We start from the raw sequence: 16473 nt of genomic DNA on the forward strand, positions 1-16473 counted from the left end.
CCAGGTAGCCAGAGCCTTCAAGACTACGTCACTTCGGTGATGGTTCTCCCCAAGTGCGATTAGCGTTCGGTGGCTCGCACGGTGACCGTTGCTACGGTGATGAACGCCTACTGCTCTCCTGAGCGCCTTTCGAACGCTGCTCGTGAGGTAAGCCCTCTTGATTTTCTTCTACCCACTGCGGGGAAATCTTTCCCCGTACGGGACAGGTTTCTTCGCGTTTTCAACGGAGACATACCATGCCCGACTCACTGACACCGGAAGCACTGAACACCCTTCGGTTGCCCATCGTGTTCACCCCTGGCGCGTGGCAACGCGCAGTACAGCTCGAGCGTTCCGATCACGCTGGGAAGCTGCAGGTCGATCGGTTGAGCCACGTATTGCGCGCAGCCTTCGAAGCCCACCTGGCCTATCCACACAAGCCCTATGTGCTGTTCGAGGTAGTCCACATTGAACCAACCGATCACTTCGACCACGACCCGTTGCTGCAATTGAGTCTCAGCCTACTCCAAGAACCTGGTCAGCCTGGCGCCTTGCTGATTGCGCTTGCAGGAGAATACCAGCGCTAAGCGCAATTGGCGGCGCCCACCTCCACATTCGGACGGCATGCAATACCTGCATCAATCCAGCCCATCACCAACCGGGGAACCCTCCCCCGACGGGCAAGGCGTTCCTCCTTTTTTCTCTCGAGGAAATTGCCATGCGCGATATCTACCAAGACGTGACTGACAAGATCGTTACCGCGTTAGACCAAGGCGTTGCTCCCTGGATCAAACCCTGGTCCTCAAGTGGCCCCGCTGACATCGGCCATCAACCCTACCCCATCAACGCCATCACGCGACGTCCGTATTCGGGCATCAATTTACCGCTGCTCTGGGCCGAGGCCAGGATGCAGGGGTTCACTCAAGATCGTTGGCTGACCTTCAACCAAGCCAAAAAGACCGGTGGGCACATCCGTAAGGGTGAGCACAGCACTCTGGCGGTGCTCTACAAGCCGATGGAGCGCGAGGAACAGACCGAGTCAGGCCAGCCCATACTCGATGAAAACGGTCAGCCCAAGGTCGCTCACTTCGGCATTCTCAGGACACATTTTCTGTTCAACATCGAGCAAACGGAAGGGCTCGAGATGCTCAATGAAACCCTGCTCGAGACGGAACAGAGTGATCCCTTCCAGCCCAACAGCGCCGCGGAAAACCTGTTGTTAAGTTCAGGTGCACGCATCGTTCATCGGCCTGCCGACGAAGCCTTCTACCATCCGATTAGGGATCTCATCCAACTGCCGACAAAAGCACAATTTCACGACGAAGGTGGGTACTACGCAACGGCACTTCATGAGCTGACGCACTGGACCGGGCATCACGCTCGGTTGCAGCGCGAAGGCGTGACGTCACCCTGTCCGTTCGGCTCGCCTGGCTACGCATTTGAGGAGTTGATCGCCGAAATGGGTGCTGCGTTTTTATGCGCCTACACCGGTATACAGGGAGAGCTGCGCCACGAGGGCTACATCGACTCCTGGCTCGGCCTGCTCAAGGCTGACAAACGCGCAATCTTTCGCGCCAGTGGTCACGCCCGAAGCGCCTCGGAATATGTACTCAACCTGGAGCAGCAACTGAAGCGAGCGGTCTTGGACGACTCACTCTACATGAACGATGGAGTTTGATCGTTACCTCACCGCTGCAATCGCATCACAGGGCCCAACGCGAGTTGGGCCCTTTTTTCTGCGCCCAGCCCCCCATTCCGCGGGGCTCTGATGCAAAGAGTCAGGGATGGGCGCACACCCGTAGCCTGTCATTCCGCATCCAGGTTCTGCGCCAGAAAATCCACCAGCTCGAGCGGACTTCGGCTATCGATCACCTTGTAGATCAGATCGCGCTTACTGCGCGGCAACTTCTTGACCACGCTCTTCGCCGAGGCTCTGACAGCTTCGTCGGTCCCATGGATACGTGCCGCGAGCAGTAGCACGAGCGTGGCGTCAGTGAGGTTCATGGCAAGACCCAAAAAATAGGCACCGCAGTGTACCGACACTTTTCTTTTTCGTACCAGTCCCAACAAAACGATGCCTAGCCGTATCAATATTCCGATTGCCGCACAAAAGGACAGGCGCCAAAAGGATGGGTAAGGGTTGGAAGGGAATGGGGAGGCAAGGGTAAGAGCCCTATCCGAAAAGGCTAAAAGGCCACTGACCCAGCCACTTCCCGGAGGTCGCGATGCTCAGCCTGTTTCGCCGCAAAAGGCAGAAGCCCCCTCCGCCGCCAACCGTGAGCGTCACCGAAGGTTACCTGCCCATCGAGTCGGCCCTCAGCTTGTTAGCAGCGGAGCACCGCCGTCAGTTGCTCGATCGCATCTGGCAATACACCGCCCTCTCCCACGCGCAGTTCATCCAACTCTATTTAAATCCGATCCATCGCTACGCCGAACAGGTCCAGCAACTCCCGGCCAGCGAGACACACCACCATGCGTATCTCGGTGGCATGCTCGACCATGGTCTTGAGCTGGTCGCCTGTAGTCTGAAGCTGCGCCAGTCGTATCTGCTCCCCACTGGTGCCGCTCCAGAAGATCAGGCCGCCCAGACCGACGCCTGGTCCGCCGGTATCGCCTATGGCGCCCTGCTCCATGACATCGGCAAGATCGCCGTGGACCTGCAGGTCGAACGCCAAGATGGTCGTCTTTGGCATCCTTGGCAGGGCCCGCTGGATCAGCCATACCGTTTTCGTTACATCAAGGGTCGTGACTACCACCTGCACGGCGCCGCTGCCGGTTTGCTCTACACCCAGATTATCGACCGCCCGATACTCGATTGGCTCAGTGGCTTTCCGTCGCTCTGGGCCAACTTGCTGTATGTCCTGGCCGGTCAGTACGAACGTGCCGGCGTGCTGGGCGAGTTGGTAATTCAAGCCGACCGTGTCTCCACTGCGCAGAACATTGGTGGCAACCCGAACAAGGCGCTACAAGCACCGATTCATTCGCTGCAACACCACTTGATCAGCGGACTGCGTCATTTGGTTCAGCACAAACTGAAACTCAACCAGCCAGGTGCCGCGGGATGGTTGACTCAAGATGCTCTCTGGCTCGTCAGCAAAACATTCACGGACAAGCTGCGAGCCTATCTGCTGTCGCAATCGATTGATGGCATCCCCTCCTCCAACATTGCCGTGTTCGACGAACTGCAATCGCATGGATTAGTCGAGTCAACCCCGGAAGGCAAAGCCATCTGGACAGCACTCGTGGTGCAGGGAAGCTGGCAGCAGAGCTTTACTTTTTTGCGCCTTCAACCAGCGTTGATTTGGGGGAGCGAAAACCGCCCAGAAGCTTTTAGTGGAACAGTAAATGTGGTGCTTGATGACCACCAAACCGACGCGTCGGCATCACCATCCAAGACTGTCTTTGCAGAATCGCGCCAAAGTCAATCGCAGCCAGACCCCATGGTGATGGAGGATGCTGATTACCTTAGCGCGCTGCTAGATATGTTCGAGCTAGAGAGGCCTGAGGCCAGTCCTGCATCGTTCGCAAGTGCCCTCGAAATATCAAATCCCTCGTTAAATACTTCTGGTCAAGTATTCCTGAACTGGATCAAGGAAGGTATCCAGAGTCACAAGCTGATCATCAATGACAGCAAGGCCAAGGTACACATTGTCGGCGGCACTGTCTTTTTGGCCACACCTGGTATTTTTCAACGTTTTGCTCAGGAGTTTCCTGGTATTTTTCAGGAGTCAGACCAAGATATTGAAGAATGGCGTTGGGTGCAGAGGCAATTTGAGAAACTGAAGATCCATAGAAAACGGAGTGATGGTTTGAACATCTGGATCTGTCAGGTCGAAGGTCCTCGAAAGAAAGCAAAACTCAAAGGTTATCTATTAGAAAAACCAACACTATTGTTCGACACTATATCTGTACCTCCCGACAATCCTTTCCTTAAAGTCGAAAAAGCTTAAGTTCCCGGTGCACTTCATTAATCGAGGCTAGGTACACTCGCCACTGAACCGATCTGTTACCGCTCCCCAGCGACTGATAGCGTTCGATGATGGATAGGATTCAGTGAGTCCTGCCTGAGCTTTTCACTCCACTCGGACGGTCTTAGCCCAAGACGACCAGGACATGAACGCCTGCATTAAGTGCGGCTCGTCTTGCCATCGTATTTTTCACGTTCCAAAAAATTCACCAGATCTACCGTGAAGTAGAAGCACACGAGTTTGTTATACCTCGTGATCCCGGGCACGGCCAAAGCGGTGGTACGTCTTGCCTGTTCGAGGCCCACCGATGAAAACGAAATCCAATGCAGTATCCATAAACTTCAGGTTGGCCAAATCTCTAACCAAACACGCATCTGTGCTGGAAGCACTGAAGTCGAAACCCGTCAGATCACAATACATAGGGAGCCTGACCATGTTCATCTGGTGGTCAATAGAGCGTATAGCTCAATTCGCATGTTTCCTGTTGGAGAAGATATTTTAAGCAGCTATTTCGAGCCGATGGCGCATCTGCGCTCAATGCTCAAAACGGCATGTTCCACGCCTTCGAGAAACTGAGTGCCTGGTTCGGCCAACACTGCCGGGCTCTCTGGAACGAACTGCTTCATCCACAGTACAAGGGGTTGACGGTAGCAGAAGACATCTCACGGCCTTGGCTGGGATATACAACCGACCAAATGCGCGGCTGATCGGCAATCAGAAGACTTCTCGCTCCAGCTCACCGAGTGCGAACGTCAGCGGAACAAAGACACGTAAAGACTGGCCTTGGCCTTCACCGCACCATGAGCGAATAAGGGTCGTGAGCTGGCTATAGCTACCTCATAACCGGCCTTGATCTGCATGAAGAGCGCTTGGCACTCCTGCGATTGTGCTTTGGACAAAACGAATCGGTTTTAAGTGCCGGCTCCACACTGAGTTTGTGGAAGACTGTACACCGCTGGTAGACAGGCTGAGTTGCTTCGGGTGCCCGCCCCACTTTCGGATAGTATTTCTCGACAGCCCGATACGCTGGCTATCTGATGTAGTGACGGTCTGTCGCGAAAATACATCCACTGAATTGTTCCCATCATTTCTATGCTGATCACCCTGCGTTCCTGCCCGAAAATTGAGCAGAGACAGTTGAGCACCTAGGCCAGCTTTCGGTCAGCGGCAACAGTTGCCCTCACTCAACAACCGGTACCCCACTCCTGACTCGGTGACGATGAATCGTGGCTGAGTTGGATCATCCACCAGTTTCTGCCGCAAGTGCGACACCACTATCCGCAGATAGTGGCTGTCCTCGGTGTGCGTCGGCCCCCAGATATCATTGAGCAATTGCTGCTGGGTGATCACCCGCCCCGGATGCCGCGCCAGTTGCGCCAACACCGCATACTCCTTGCGTGTCAGCGCCACCTCTGTACCGTCCAGTAGCACCCGGCGATAAGCCAGGTTCACAATGAGCGGGCCGAAACTGAGTACCGCTTCCTGAGCCTCACCGACCGGCATCTGACGCAACAAGGCGCGCACTCGGGCCAGAAACTCCTGGATACCAAACGGCTTGGTCATATAGTCGTTGGCGCCGCCATCCAGGGCTTGGACCTTCTGCCCTTCGCTGGCGCGCACCGAGAGCACCAGCACCGACACCGTCGACCACTTGCAAAATTCGCGCAGCACTTGCTGGCCGTCCATGTCCGGCAGGCCAAGATCGAGCACCAGCAGGTCGGGCTTGTTCAGCGCCGCCTGGACCAGGCCCTCGTTGCCGGTGCCGGCTTCAAGCACCTTATAGCCCTGGGAGGTGAGGCTGATGCGCAGGAATTTGCGGATCTGCGGTTCGTCATCGATGATCAAAATGGTCGCGGTCTGGTTCATGAGCTCACATCAACACAAAGAGATAGCACGAGAGTAATGCAGGCGAGTTCAGGCTTAACTCTCCAATTCCGGTTGAGCCTGCAACGGCAGGCACAAGGTGATACAGGTGCCACATCCCTCAATCACCTCGCCCACCGCGATGTGCTCACCATGAGCACCGACCATGCCTGGCCTTGAGCAGGCCATCGAGGTCCATCTCTTCAAGCATCACCCCGCGGTATTCGGAACGCACCAGCGGCTGTTGCGGCAAACCGCCGAGCAAGGCTTCGGTTTCCGCCCGGCCATGGGTTTCCACCACCCCGGCCAGGACCGTCACCCCCTGACGCAATTGCGTGTGCGCCGCCTGCAACATGGCGTAGGTCTTGCCGACGCCCGGGGCGGCGCCAAGGAAGACCTTGAGCCGGCCGCGGCCGTCATGGGACAGATCGGCTAACAGGGCGTCGGCGCGGCCGGAATCACTCATGCATTGTTCTCTCTGGACTCAAATCATCGACATACAAACTTGTAGCAGCTGGCTACAGGGCGAGCTTTTCCAACGCCCTGTTCAAGGCCAGCACATTCACCACCGGCGGGCCGATCAGAGGCTGCTCGACATGGGCATCCACCAGTTGCTGCAACGTGGCGACCGGCAGGTTGCGCGCCGCCGCGACCCGCGCCAGTTGATAGTTAATCGCTGCCGGTGGCAAGTGCGGATCCAGGCCGCTGCCCGAAGTCGTCAGCAGCGCCAGCGGTACCGGCCCCTGCCCTGGCACCGCCAGCTTGTTGGCGTCGTCGATCACACGGCTGGCCAGGGCCGGGTTGCTCGGCGCCAGGTTGCTCGCGCTGCTGGACACCGTGGCAAAAGCCCCGGCCGATGGACGCGGGTGGAACCAGCTGTCGCCGCTGAAATCCTGGGCGATCAGGGCCGAACCACGGACCTGGCCCACGCCATCGAGCACCAGGCTGCCATTGGCCTGTTTCGGGAACGCCACCTGGGCCACACCGGTGACCACCAGCGGATAGGCCACGCCAGTGATCAGGGTCATCAACACAATCAGGCTCAAGGCCGGACGCAATACAGTGGACATCATCAAATCCTCGATTCGGTTAACAAGCTCATCCCAAATGCTGCAGGAGACGACCTGCTGGCGATGCTTCAGTGACAGCGCCTCGCCAGCGGGCTCGCTCCTCCAGGGATGGGGTTACACCAGGTGCAAAGCCGTCAGCAGCATGTCGATCAGCTTGATGCCCAGGAACGGCACCAGGATCCCGCCCAGGCCATAGATCAGCAGGTTGCGGCGCAACAGATGGGCCGCGCTGGCCGCCTGTACCCGCACGCCGCGCAGGGCCAGCGGAATCAGCACGACGATGATCAGGGCGTTGAACACGATCGCCGAGAGGATCGCGCTCTGCGGGCTGCTCAGTTGCATGACATTGAGCACGCCGAGCTGTGGATAAATCGCCGCGAACAGCGCCGGCAAGATCGCGAAGTACTTGGCGATATCGTTGGCAATGGAAAAGGTGGTCAGGGCGCCACGGGTCACCAGCAGTTCCTTGCCGATCTGCACCACGTCCAGCAGCTTGGTCGGATCGCTGTCGAGGTCGACCATGTTCGCCGCTTCGCGCGCCGCCTGGGTGCCATCGTTCATTGCCATGCCGACGTCGGCCTGGGCCAGCGCCGGGGCGTCGTTGGCGCCGTCGCCGCACATGGCGACCAGGCGACCGTCATTCTGCTCGTGGCGAATGCGCGCCAGCTTTTTCTCCGGCGTGGCTTCGGCCAGCACGTCATCCACCCCAGCCTCCGCGGCAATGGCGGCGGCGGTCAGCGGGTTGTCGCCGGTCACCATCACGGTACGGATCCCCAGCTTGCGCAACTCGGCGAAACGCTCGCGGATACCGGGCTTGACCACGTCCTTGAGGTGAATGGCCCCCAGCAGCTTGCCCTCGGCGCACACCAGCAGCGGCGTGCCGCCACTCTGGGCAACCTTGTCGATCTCCCGGGACAGCGCCGGGGCCAGGTCGCCCCGTTGCAGACCGACGAAGGCCAGCACCGAATCCACCGCGCCCTTGCGATAGACCCGCCCCTGATAGTCGACACCGGACAGCCGGGTCTCGGCACTGAACGGCACGGCGGTCAGCATTTCGGCGCCCGGCTCGGGCTGTGGATAAAGCCCGCGCAGGTATTCGACGATGGATTTGCCTTCCGCCGTGTCGTCCGCCAGCGAGGCCAGCAAGGTCGCCTCGGCCATTTCCTGGTGGTTGACCCCGGGCGCTGCGTGGATGGCCGCGCAACGACGGTTACCGAAGGTGATGGTGCCGGTCTTGTCCAGCAGCAGGACATGCACGTCACCCGCCGCTTCCACGGCACGACCGGATTTGGCGATCACGTTCAGCCGCACCAGGCGGTCCATCCCGGCGATCCCGATGGCCGACAGCAGGCCACCGATGGTGGTCGGAATCAGGGTCACCAGCAACGCCACCAGGAACACCAGCGGCAGGCTGCCATTGGCAAAGTGGGCAAACGGCTGCAGGGTCACGACCACGATCAGGAAGATCAGGGTCAGGCCGATCAGCAGGATGTCCAGCGCCACTTCGTTGGGGGTCTTCTGGCGCTTGGCGCCTTCCACCAAGGCGATCATGCGATCGAGGGTCGACTCGCCCGGATTGCTGGTAATACGCACCAGCAACCAGTCGGACACCAGGCGGGTATTGCCGGTCACGGCCGAACGATCGCCGCCGGACTCGCGAATGACCGGAGCCGACTCACCGGAGATCGCCGCCTCGTTGACCGCGGCAATACCTTCGATGACTTCACCGTCACCGGGGATCATTTCCCCGGCTTCGACCCGCACCACATCGCCTTTGCGCAGATTGGCGGCAGGGATCACCTGGAAACTGCCATTGGCCTTTTTCAGGCGGGCACTCAGGCCTTCGCTGCCAGCCTTGAGACTGTCGGCGCGGGCCTTGCCACGACCTTCGGCCAGGGCCTCGGCGAAGTTGGCGAACAGCACGGTGAACCACAGCCAGAGGGCGATCTGCGCGGCGACGAAGGTTGGTACCGCGGTATCCGGCACAAGGCACAGTACCGTGGTCAGGATCGCGGTCAGCTCGACTACCAGCATCACCGGCGAACGTTGCAGCTGGCGTGGGTCGAGCTTGACGAAGGCCTGTACCAGCGCTGGACGCCACAGGGCTGCGATCGAGGTTTTCGATTGTTCCGACGCCTTGACGACGATCGGTTTAGTTACGGGCATATTCATCAATAGTCCTCAGAAGCCCATGCTCAAGTGTTCAGCGATAGGACCCAGGGCCAAGGTCGGCAGGAAGGTCAAGCCACCCACCAGCAGAATGGTCATGGTCAGCAATGTGACAAACAGCGGACCATGGGTCGGGAAGCTGTTCTGGCCGACCGGCGCGGTCTTTTTCAGCGCCAGGCTGCCGGCCAGGGCCAGCACCGGCAGGATGTAGCCGAAGCGGCCGATCAACATGCCCAGGCCCAGCATCAGGTTGTGGAACGGGGTGTTGGCACCAAAGCCGCCGAACGCCGAACCGTTGTTGGCACCGGCCGAGGTGTAGGCGTACAGCAACTGGCTGAAACCATGAGCGCCAGGGTTAGTCACCGAGGCCGCAGGGCCTGGCAGGCTGGCGGCTATCGCGCCGAGTACCAGTACGCCGACCGGCATCACCAGCAAGGTCACCACCAGTAGCTGAACTTCCTTGGCCTGCAGCTTCTTGCCCAGGTATTCCGGGGTGCGCCCGATCATCAGGCCGGCGAGGAAGACCGCGATCAGCACGTTCAGCAGCATGCCGTAGAGGCCCGCGCCGACGCCGCCGAAGATCACCTCGCCGACCATCATGTTGATCATCGCCACCATGCCGCTCAGGGGGTTGAGACTGTCGTGCATGCCGTTGACCGACCCGTTCGACGCCGCGGTGGTGGTTACCGACCAGAGCACGGTGGCGGTGGTCCCGAAGCGTACTTCCTTGCCTTCCAGCGGCGCGGTCTGTTCGACGGCAGCGTTGGCCAGGGTCGGATTGGGTTGGTACTCGGCCCACAGCGAAATCGCGCCGCCGATCAGGAACAGTGCCAGCATGCAGGCGATGATCGCGCGGCTCTGGCGTAGGTCTTTGACGTAGTGGCCGAAAGTGAACACCAGGGCCACCGGGATCAGGATGATCGAGGCCACCTCGAACAGGTTGCTCCAGGCCGTCGGGTTCTCGAAGGGGTGCGCCGAGTTGACGCCGAAGAAAGCCCCACCATTGGTACCCAGTTGCTTGATCGCAATCTGGCTAGCGGCCGGGCCGAGCGGGATCACCTGATCGACGCCTTGCAGGGTCACGGCGTGGACATACTGGGCGAAGGTTTGCGGGACGCCCTGCCAGACCAGGAACAATGCCAGCAGCAGGCACAGCGGCAGCAGGCCGTAGAGGGTGGCACGGGTCATGTCGACCCAGAAGTTGCCCAGAGTCTTGGTCGACTTGCGGCCGATGCCACGACACAGGGCGACCAACACCGCCAAACCGGTGGCGGCGCTGACGAAGTTCTGCACAGTCAAGCCGATCATCTGACTCAGGTAGCTCAGCGAGGCTTCACCGCTGTAGGCCTGCCAGTTGGTGTTGGTCATGAAGCTGACCGCGGTGTTGAACGCCAGCGTCCACTCCTGCCCCGGCAGATTCTGCGGATTGAGCGGCAGATGATCCTGGAACAGCAGGATCGCGAACAGCAACAGGAAGCCGGCCAGGTTGAACGCAAGCAAGGCCAGGGTGTATTTCTGCCAGCTCTGTTCGCTTTGCACATCGACGCCCGAAAGCCGGTAACAAGCGCGTTCGACCGGCCCTAACAGCGGAGAAAGCCAGGTGCGCTGGCCCTCCATTACCTTGTAGTAGAACCGCCCCAGGAAAGGCGCGGGCAGCAGCACCAGGGCAAAGAAGCCGAGGATCAGCCAATAGTCATAACTGTGCATCGCCGCTCCTAGTTCCGATCCGCGCGCAACAGCGCAATCATCAAATAAATGAACAGTCCCACTGCCAATAGCAGTGAGACCCCATCCAGAGTACTCATGGAAATTCCCCCTATTACGGCGTATTGCCGCGTTCGGAGTATATTGTCCGTAGAGTGGCCGTAAAGGTGCGAGATCGAAGGGTGTGACGGGGTATAAATAAAACGTAAAAAGTGGGAGGTTATACAGTGGTAGGTCTCTTCACGAGCAAGCCTGCACGGGCTTAATAGCTTCGAACATCGGTTACGGTTTTTATGCAGACTTTTGTTCCATGGTTACTGGCGACAGGTAGTTTTTATAGCAATGAAGCCTGGTCCGGTTGTAGTACATGAAGAAGCGCACCATGTTGGCTTATACCTCGATCGTGTCATAGCCGCTGCGAGGGGCCCATTCTGACTTCAGCGTGCCGGAAAATAGCTCCGTTGGTGCATTGTCCCAGCATTGTCCGCAATGACTCATGCTTTGACGCATCAGCTCTTTTTGAAACTTGCGACTGGTGTCGCTGACAGCCCTGATCTGAATGAAACTTCAATTCAGGTGTCGCCATGCGTAGCACCTTGCTAACAAGGCTGGCGTCATTGACCAAAGAAAAATGCCCCCCAATGACTCGGCGAGCAAATAAATCAATCACGATGGCTGGATGAAACCAACGCCGCCTACTAACAACCACTAATAGACCAGACAAGATCAATGCTTTCAGAGTGGATGGTGCGGTTGTTGAACTAGTGAGTGTTCAGCCAAGTCATCGAAAATGGCCGGGACAGAGTGATTCTGACACTCGCCCCCCTAGCACTCCATTAGACGAGGGGCTGAATATTCCAAATTTTTGCGCCAACCATGTTTGCCGGACGAATAAAAAACCCGGCACGAGGCCGGGTTACCCACCATATCCAAGACGCAGCCCCCAAATGAGAGGGATGGAGAGCTGACAGGAGAATGTGGGGACAAGATATTGCCAAATGGTGTCATTTGACGCAATAGAAGCCTCTTCCCAATCCTTCTCAACATTCCAGGTGACTTGTGAATTTCACACATCCAGAAGTAGCTCGCGCCTGATGCATTCAGCGAGTGACGACATCATTGCCACCACTCGAAGACAGCACTTCAACTTGAGCCCAGAACACTGCAAACGATCTGTGCAGTTACGTCAAAATTCTCCAGAGTGAGCACATCGATTGGCGAACGACCTTTTAGTCGCTCCTGAGGCTTACAAAGAGCGCCATAAAGTCTCCATGCATCCGCATCCGGTGACTGCATCAGCACCGAGAGAACCAACTTGTGCCGCAATGGATCAAGCTGCCAATCGGGAATACGTTGACCACGATTTCCCAAGCTCAGGGATAGAAGACGTCGAGCTTTGATATCGCGATTGATCTGATCGCGGGATTTTCCTGCCAGCCTGGCGAAGACAAGCAGTGGCAAGCTACTCGAGGCCTCAAACGTTGCTAGCATCTCGGCGCGCTCGCGCTGGATGTCAGACACGTGAGAGTTGTGAGCTTTTTCAGTCCGTATTGGAGCGGGTACAACAGGCGATTGATTGGACCTAATGGGGACTTTCTCGCTACTGACCAGCATCGTCGATGAGGCAGTCGCCGGTGGAAAGCTGCTATACAGAACAGCATTTGCGTTCGCGTTTTGCAGCAAGGGCAGCGAAGCTGCGCCCTCTAAACGAATAGTCAACGGAGAGCTTGCTGCTTTCGGTTTACCCTGCCCCCAAAGGTCCAATCTATTTGCCCAATCCTGCATCATGGTCCGACGCTGCTCGACATATTCCGCATGGTTGTAGGCCGCGCTCACCTTGTCTGGATCGGCATGAGAAAGCTGCGCGTCTACCCATACCTTAGGGTAGCCAATCTCGTTAAGCGCCGTCGAGATCGTAGCCCTCATCCCATGACCTGTGAGTTGATCGGCATATCCCATCCGGTGTAGCGCTCCATTCAGGGTGTTCTCGCTTATGCGCTTGCTTAGGTCGCTTCGATGCGCGAACAAATATCGTTGCGCAGGGAGAACCTGGTCCAACAAGTGACGCACTATTTCAAGCGCCTGAACCGAGAGCGGGACGATGTAGGGCGGTATATTGAGGACCTGCTTGCCTGGCTTCCGCATAGCTAACTGGAGTTGCTTCACCACCTCCGCCGGTATGATCCATAACCGCTGCTTCAGATCGAACTGATCGGGTGTCGCCAAGCGTAGCTCACCCGTGCGGACACCGGTCAGCAACAACAATCGAAGGCCAAGGCGTGTTTGGTTCGCTCCACCATAGTTTCGGAGAGCAGTCATCAACTCAGGCAGCTCGTCCATACGAAGAAACGGATTGTGTGACACCGGAGGTTTGGGGAGTGCGACAACATCGAGGTCTGAAGCCGGATTGTGTTCCAACCCCTCGATCTTCACCAGCGCATAGCGGAACAATTGGTTGAACCAGGTCCGGCACTTTTCAGCTGTCGTTAATGCCTTGCGTTGTTCGATCCTGCTTAGCAAATCCAGCAGATCGTGACGACTGATATCGTAGATGGACCGCCCACCCAGTGTAGGCAAGACGTCTTTATTGAAGATTCTCAAGATTTGCGAGAGCGTGCTCTGACGCCCTTCCTTTAGGCTCAGCCTGCGGAACTCCACCCACTGATCGAACACGGCCTCGAAGGTATGCTCTGTCACAAAACGAACAGCACGGCGCTGTTCTTTACGGTGCTCATAGGGATTGATCCCCTGGGCAACCAAGGCACGCGCTTCATCACGACGAGTACGCGCTTCTTTAAGCCCAATTTGGGGGTAACTACCTAGGGACATGCGTTTCTGCTTGCCCATCCAGTAGTAACGGAAAAGCCAGATTTTTCCGCCGCTGGCAGTCACATTAAGTGTGAGGCCATCACTGTCACCAAGGGTGTAGTCAATACCAGTGATTCGGGCGTGCCGAATAGACATTTCTGAGAGTGCCATCGCGAGCTCCTGAACAGAGTCAGGGCCAGATGTTCATCTCGCTACGCAAACTGCTCCAGCAACAAACCGATTCCTTACGCGTCAGAATCCTGGACTTAATCCTGGACTTAAACGCACCGGATAGTGCTGGATTTCAGTGGTTCCCGCCGGAACGAAAAAAGGACCCGAAGGTCCTGATTTCAATCGCTTACAGAATTCAGTGGAACTCTGCAGCGCAATATTTGGAGCGGGAAACGAGACTCGAACTCGCGACCCCGACCTTGGCAAGGTCGTGCTCTACCAACTGAGCTATTCCCGCGTCTTGGTGGTGTGCATTCTATAGAAATTCGAAACTGCGTCAACCCCTTGATTCAAAAAAGTTTTATTTCTTTTCCACATCGGTCTTCAGATGCGGCCAGGCCGCGCGCAGGTACTGCAGCATGGACCACAGGGTCAGGCCTCCCGCGATCAACAGCAAGGCATAACCCAGCAGCACCCAGAAGGTGAAGGCCGGCGGGTTGGCCAGCAGGATCACCAGCGCCATCATCTGCGCGGCGGTTTTCCATTTGCCCATGTTGGACACCGCCACTTGCGCACGGGCACCCAGTTCGGCCATCCACTCACGGAGGGCGGAGACGACGATTTCGCGTCCGATGATCACCGCCGCCGGCAGGGTCAGCCACAGGTTGCCGTGCTCTTGCACCAGCAGCACCAGGGCCACCGCCACCATCAACTTATCGGCCACCGGATCGAGGAAGGCCCCGAACGGCGTGCTTTGCTCCAGGCGTCGCGCCAGGTAACCATCGAGCCAGTCGGTGGCCGCGGCGAACGCGAAGACGGAACTGGCGGCCATGTAGCTCCAGGAGTAAGGCAGGTAAAACAGCAAAATGAAGATCGGGATGAGCAGAACGCGTAGAACGGTGATCAGATTAGGGATATTCATCGGCACAACTGGCTACGAGGTGAGTTGGCAATCTACTCGAAAAAGACAGCAGATGAGGTAGGCACGGCCATTCTACGGGCTTCTCGCACAGCGTGTCTAACACTGTTCCAAGACTTTGAGCGCCTCGAAAGAGCAACTTCAGGAGGCCTGAACGAGCGCGACAAGAATCAGGCACGGGTACTCCGCATGTCAGGTGCTCAAGCTCGCGGCAGGCTCCATCCAAGTTCAGAATCGTCCTAAAGCCCTGCCCATCGCCACTTGCTAGGTTCGCAAAGCTCTACAAAGAACTTCGCTGATCAGTCAACGCAAGGACGATAAAATGCTCTCTTCTGCTCGCCTGGGCGATAAACACGTCTGCCCGCTTCCCGGTCACGGCATCACATCGATTGCTTCTGCTTCCTCCGATATCCATATCAACTCCATGGGGGCAGCCCGTGTCGGTGACACTTGCGGCTGTGGCGCGGTCATCACCACGGGGTTTCCATCGATCATCCTGAATGGTCGCCCCATGGCCCATTTAGGGAGGCCGACCAGTCACGGCGGGACGATCATCACGGGGTCGGGTGACACCTTCGGTGGCTTTGTCCTTGGGCCCACTCCTGACGCGGTGATCATTAACTTCGCGGCCCTCGGCGTGTTTCGCCCGGACGGCTCGGTAGACGATGAAAAGATGGCGACCTTGCTGGTGCGGTCTCTAAGGCGCCTGAAGAGCAGCCAGAGGAGAAGGTTTGCACCGATCCCGACCGCATGGAGGAACTGGCGAGCTACATCGCGGGTGAAATGAACGCCAATATCAATAGCGCGTCTGTGCGGCAAATGAAGGACCTCAACAGCTTTAGCCCAACTGCTGAGGCAAAGAAGTATAAGGAGCTTCCTTTCTATCTTCGTCTTGGTCAAAGCCCTGACTTCTACAGCTTAGCGCTGGGGAAGAGAGCGAAAGCCTTAGCTATCTGGACAGAACGAGTAGGTCAAAATCGACCGTGGGACCACAAGCCTATTATTCGCAAGACCATCGGGGGAATTTGGCACAAACAGGGTGACTACGATTACTTCTACGACATCTGGTCGAACATCCACTATGGCTATGTGGGGATGGCTGGAGGCCTTTCTGAAAGCGTCCTCTTGGACGGTGCAGGTATAGAACAAATAGGATCAGACGCCGCTCGGAAGGTTGAAGAGATGTATAAAAAACCTAAAGCAGAATGGGAACTACCTGGCCCACATCGCTCAGCAGATATCGAAGGTATGCGGGCATGGGATGATGCGCCTGACCGAACATCCATTAGTATTGGCATTAAACTCTATCGACAACACCCCCACGGAGGCGTCACGGCAAAGATGATCATGGACGAGGTTCTTGCAGTACCGCTTCAAGAATGGAGAAAGGGGGCCCGGGTACATGTCTGCAAAGAAACATAAGGTCCGATATGGCCGCTGGCTGTTTCTGATTCTTGTCATCCTCCCTATAGCACTTTGGCATTTTGCCTCCCCGGTTGTATCGGTCGACTTTTCCCCGGATAGCAAGGAAGAGTTCCGATATGTCTGGAACACTCAGGACAGAATCCATAGAGGCGACATTAAGCATGGGGGCACTGCCATTGAGTCCAGCTACATATTTCCTGACGAGGACTTCTTTATGATGTTCTTTTGGTGGACGGATAAAGGGCTTCAACAATGCATCGATATCACACCGAAGCGCTGGGCAACGATAGACATCTACCTTGATGCAGCAGGCAGGATCGACACCACTAAAACTGCTCCTGACATTATTGCTCGCTTGAAGAAATGCGAGGGCGAGCCTGACCCTTTCCGCCCCTGA

At 57.2% G+C, this 16473-nt stretch carries 11 protein-coding genes, 1 tRNA gene and 5 pseudogenes; 5 read left to right on the forward strand and 12 right to left on the reverse strand.

The features are described 5' to 3' along the window. Window positions 1-236: 236 nt before the first annotated feature. Complete coding sequence (locus tag AC07PQ_RS02970) at window positions 237-566, forward strand: hypothetical protein (protein ID WP_493184471.1); 330 nt, start codon at window positions 237-239, stop codon at window positions 564-566. Window positions 567-697: 131 nt separating this feature from the next. Continuing rightward, complete coding sequence (locus AC07PQ_RS02975) at window positions 698-1657, forward strand: ArdC family protein (protein ID WP_493184470.1); 960 nt, start codon at window positions 698-700, stop codon at window positions 1655-1657. 128 nt (window positions 1658-1785) lie between these two features. Here AC07PQ_RS02975 and AC07PQ_RS02980 read toward each other — a convergent pair whose 3' ends face one another. After that, window positions 1786-1983 (reverse strand): DUF7740 domain-containing protein, encoded by a 198-nt coding sequence (locus AC07PQ_RS02980; protein WP_007901093.1) that lies wholly within the window; start codon window positions 1981-1983, stop codon window positions 1786-1788. Between the two features lie 221 nt (window positions 1984-2204). On the opposite strand from AC07PQ_RS02980, the gene mobH reads away from it, so the two are divergent. Continuing rightward, entirely contained in the window at window positions 2205-3929 is a 1725-nt protein-coding gene (gene mobH, locus AC07PQ_RS02985; RefSeq protein WP_493184469.1) for a MobH family relaxase, read from the forward strand. Window positions 3930-4111: 182 nt separating this feature from the next. Here the strand turns inward: mobH and AC07PQ_RS02990 are convergent. From AC07PQ_RS02990 to pgsA, 11 genes and pseudogenes are all read right to left on the reverse strand, one after another. Further along, a pseudogene (locus AC07PQ_RS02990) lies at window positions 4112-4449 on the reverse strand (ATP-binding protein); the annotation flags it as partial. A 156-nt stretch (window positions 4450-4605) separates the two neighbouring features. Continuing rightward, window positions 4606-5032: pseudogene (locus AC07PQ_RS02995) on the reverse strand (IS21 family transposase); the annotation flags it as partial. A 76-nt stretch (window positions 5033-5108) separates the two neighbouring features. Beyond that, the gene (locus AC07PQ_RS03000; protein WP_493184468.1) at window positions 5109-5813 is read right to left on the reverse strand and encodes a response regulator; all 705 of its coding nucleotides are present in this window, start codon (window positions 5811-5813) and stop codon (window positions 5109-5111) included. Between the two features lie 175 nt (window positions 5814-5988). Then, a pseudogene (locus AC07PQ_RS03005) lies at window positions 5989-6276 on the reverse strand (histidine kinase); the annotation flags it as partial. Window positions 6277-6328: 52 nt separating this feature from the next. Beyond that, on the reverse strand, window positions 6329-6880 hold the full coding sequence (kdpC, locus tag AC07PQ_RS03010) for a potassium-transporting ATPase subunit KdpC (RefSeq protein WP_037005296.1): 552 nt from the start codon (window positions 6878-6880) through the stop codon (window positions 6329-6331). A 114-nt stretch (window positions 6881-6994) separates the two neighbouring features. Beyond that, window positions 6995-9036: pseudogene (kdpB, locus tag AC07PQ_RS03015) on the reverse strand (potassium-transporting ATPase subunit KdpB); the annotation flags it as partial. Window positions 9037-9061: 25 nt separating this feature from the next. Continuing rightward, on the reverse strand, window positions 9062-10756 hold the full coding sequence (gene kdpA, locus AC07PQ_RS03020) for a potassium-transporting ATPase subunit KdpA (RefSeq protein ID WP_493184467.1): 1695 nt from the start codon (window positions 10754-10756) through the stop codon (window positions 9062-9064). Window positions 10757-10764: 8 nt separating this feature from the next. Next, window positions 10765-10854, reverse strand: coding sequence for a K(+)-transporting ATPase subunit F (kdpF, locus tag AC07PQ_RS03025; protein WP_087092744.1), 90 nt, complete (start codon window positions 10852-10854; stop codon window positions 10765-10767). Between the two features lie 1042 nt (window positions 10855-11896). Next, a complete protein-coding gene (locus tag AC07PQ_RS03030; RefSeq protein WP_493184466.1) occupies window positions 11897-13732 on the reverse strand; it encodes a tyrosine-type recombinase/integrase in 1836 nt (611 codons plus the stop codon). 222 nt (window positions 13733-13954) lie between these two features. Beyond that, window positions 13955-14030 (reverse strand) — tRNA-Gly (locus tag AC07PQ_RS03035). A 63-nt stretch (window positions 14031-14093) separates the two neighbouring features. After that, the gene (gene pgsA / locus AC07PQ_RS03040; RefSeq protein WP_493184465.1) at window positions 14094-14654 is read right to left on the reverse strand and encodes a CDP-diacylglycerol--glycerol-3-phosphate 3-phosphatidyltransferase; all 561 of its coding nucleotides are present in this window, start codon (window positions 14652-14654) and stop codon (window positions 14094-14096) included. A 319-nt stretch (window positions 14655-14973) separates the two neighbouring features. On the opposite strand from pgsA, the pseudogene AC07PQ_RS03045 reads away from it, so the two are divergent. Together AC07PQ_RS03045 and AC07PQ_RS03050 are read left to right on the forward strand one after the other, a co-directional pair. Further along, window positions 14974-16073 (forward strand): annotated as a pseudogene (locus AC07PQ_RS03045) (polymorphic toxin type 44 domain-containing protein). Beyond that, window positions 16054-16473 carry a hypothetical protein gene (locus AC07PQ_RS03050; protein ID WP_037034347.1) on the forward strand — a complete coding sequence of 140 codons (420 nt, stop codon included), beginning with the start codon at window positions 16054-16056 and terminating at the stop codon, window positions 16471-16473. The pseudogene AC07PQ_RS03045 and the gene AC07PQ_RS03050 overlap by 20 nt, the downstream one beginning before the upstream one ends.

Source organism: Pseudomonas sp. GW821-FHT09E12, assembly GCF_059416085.1.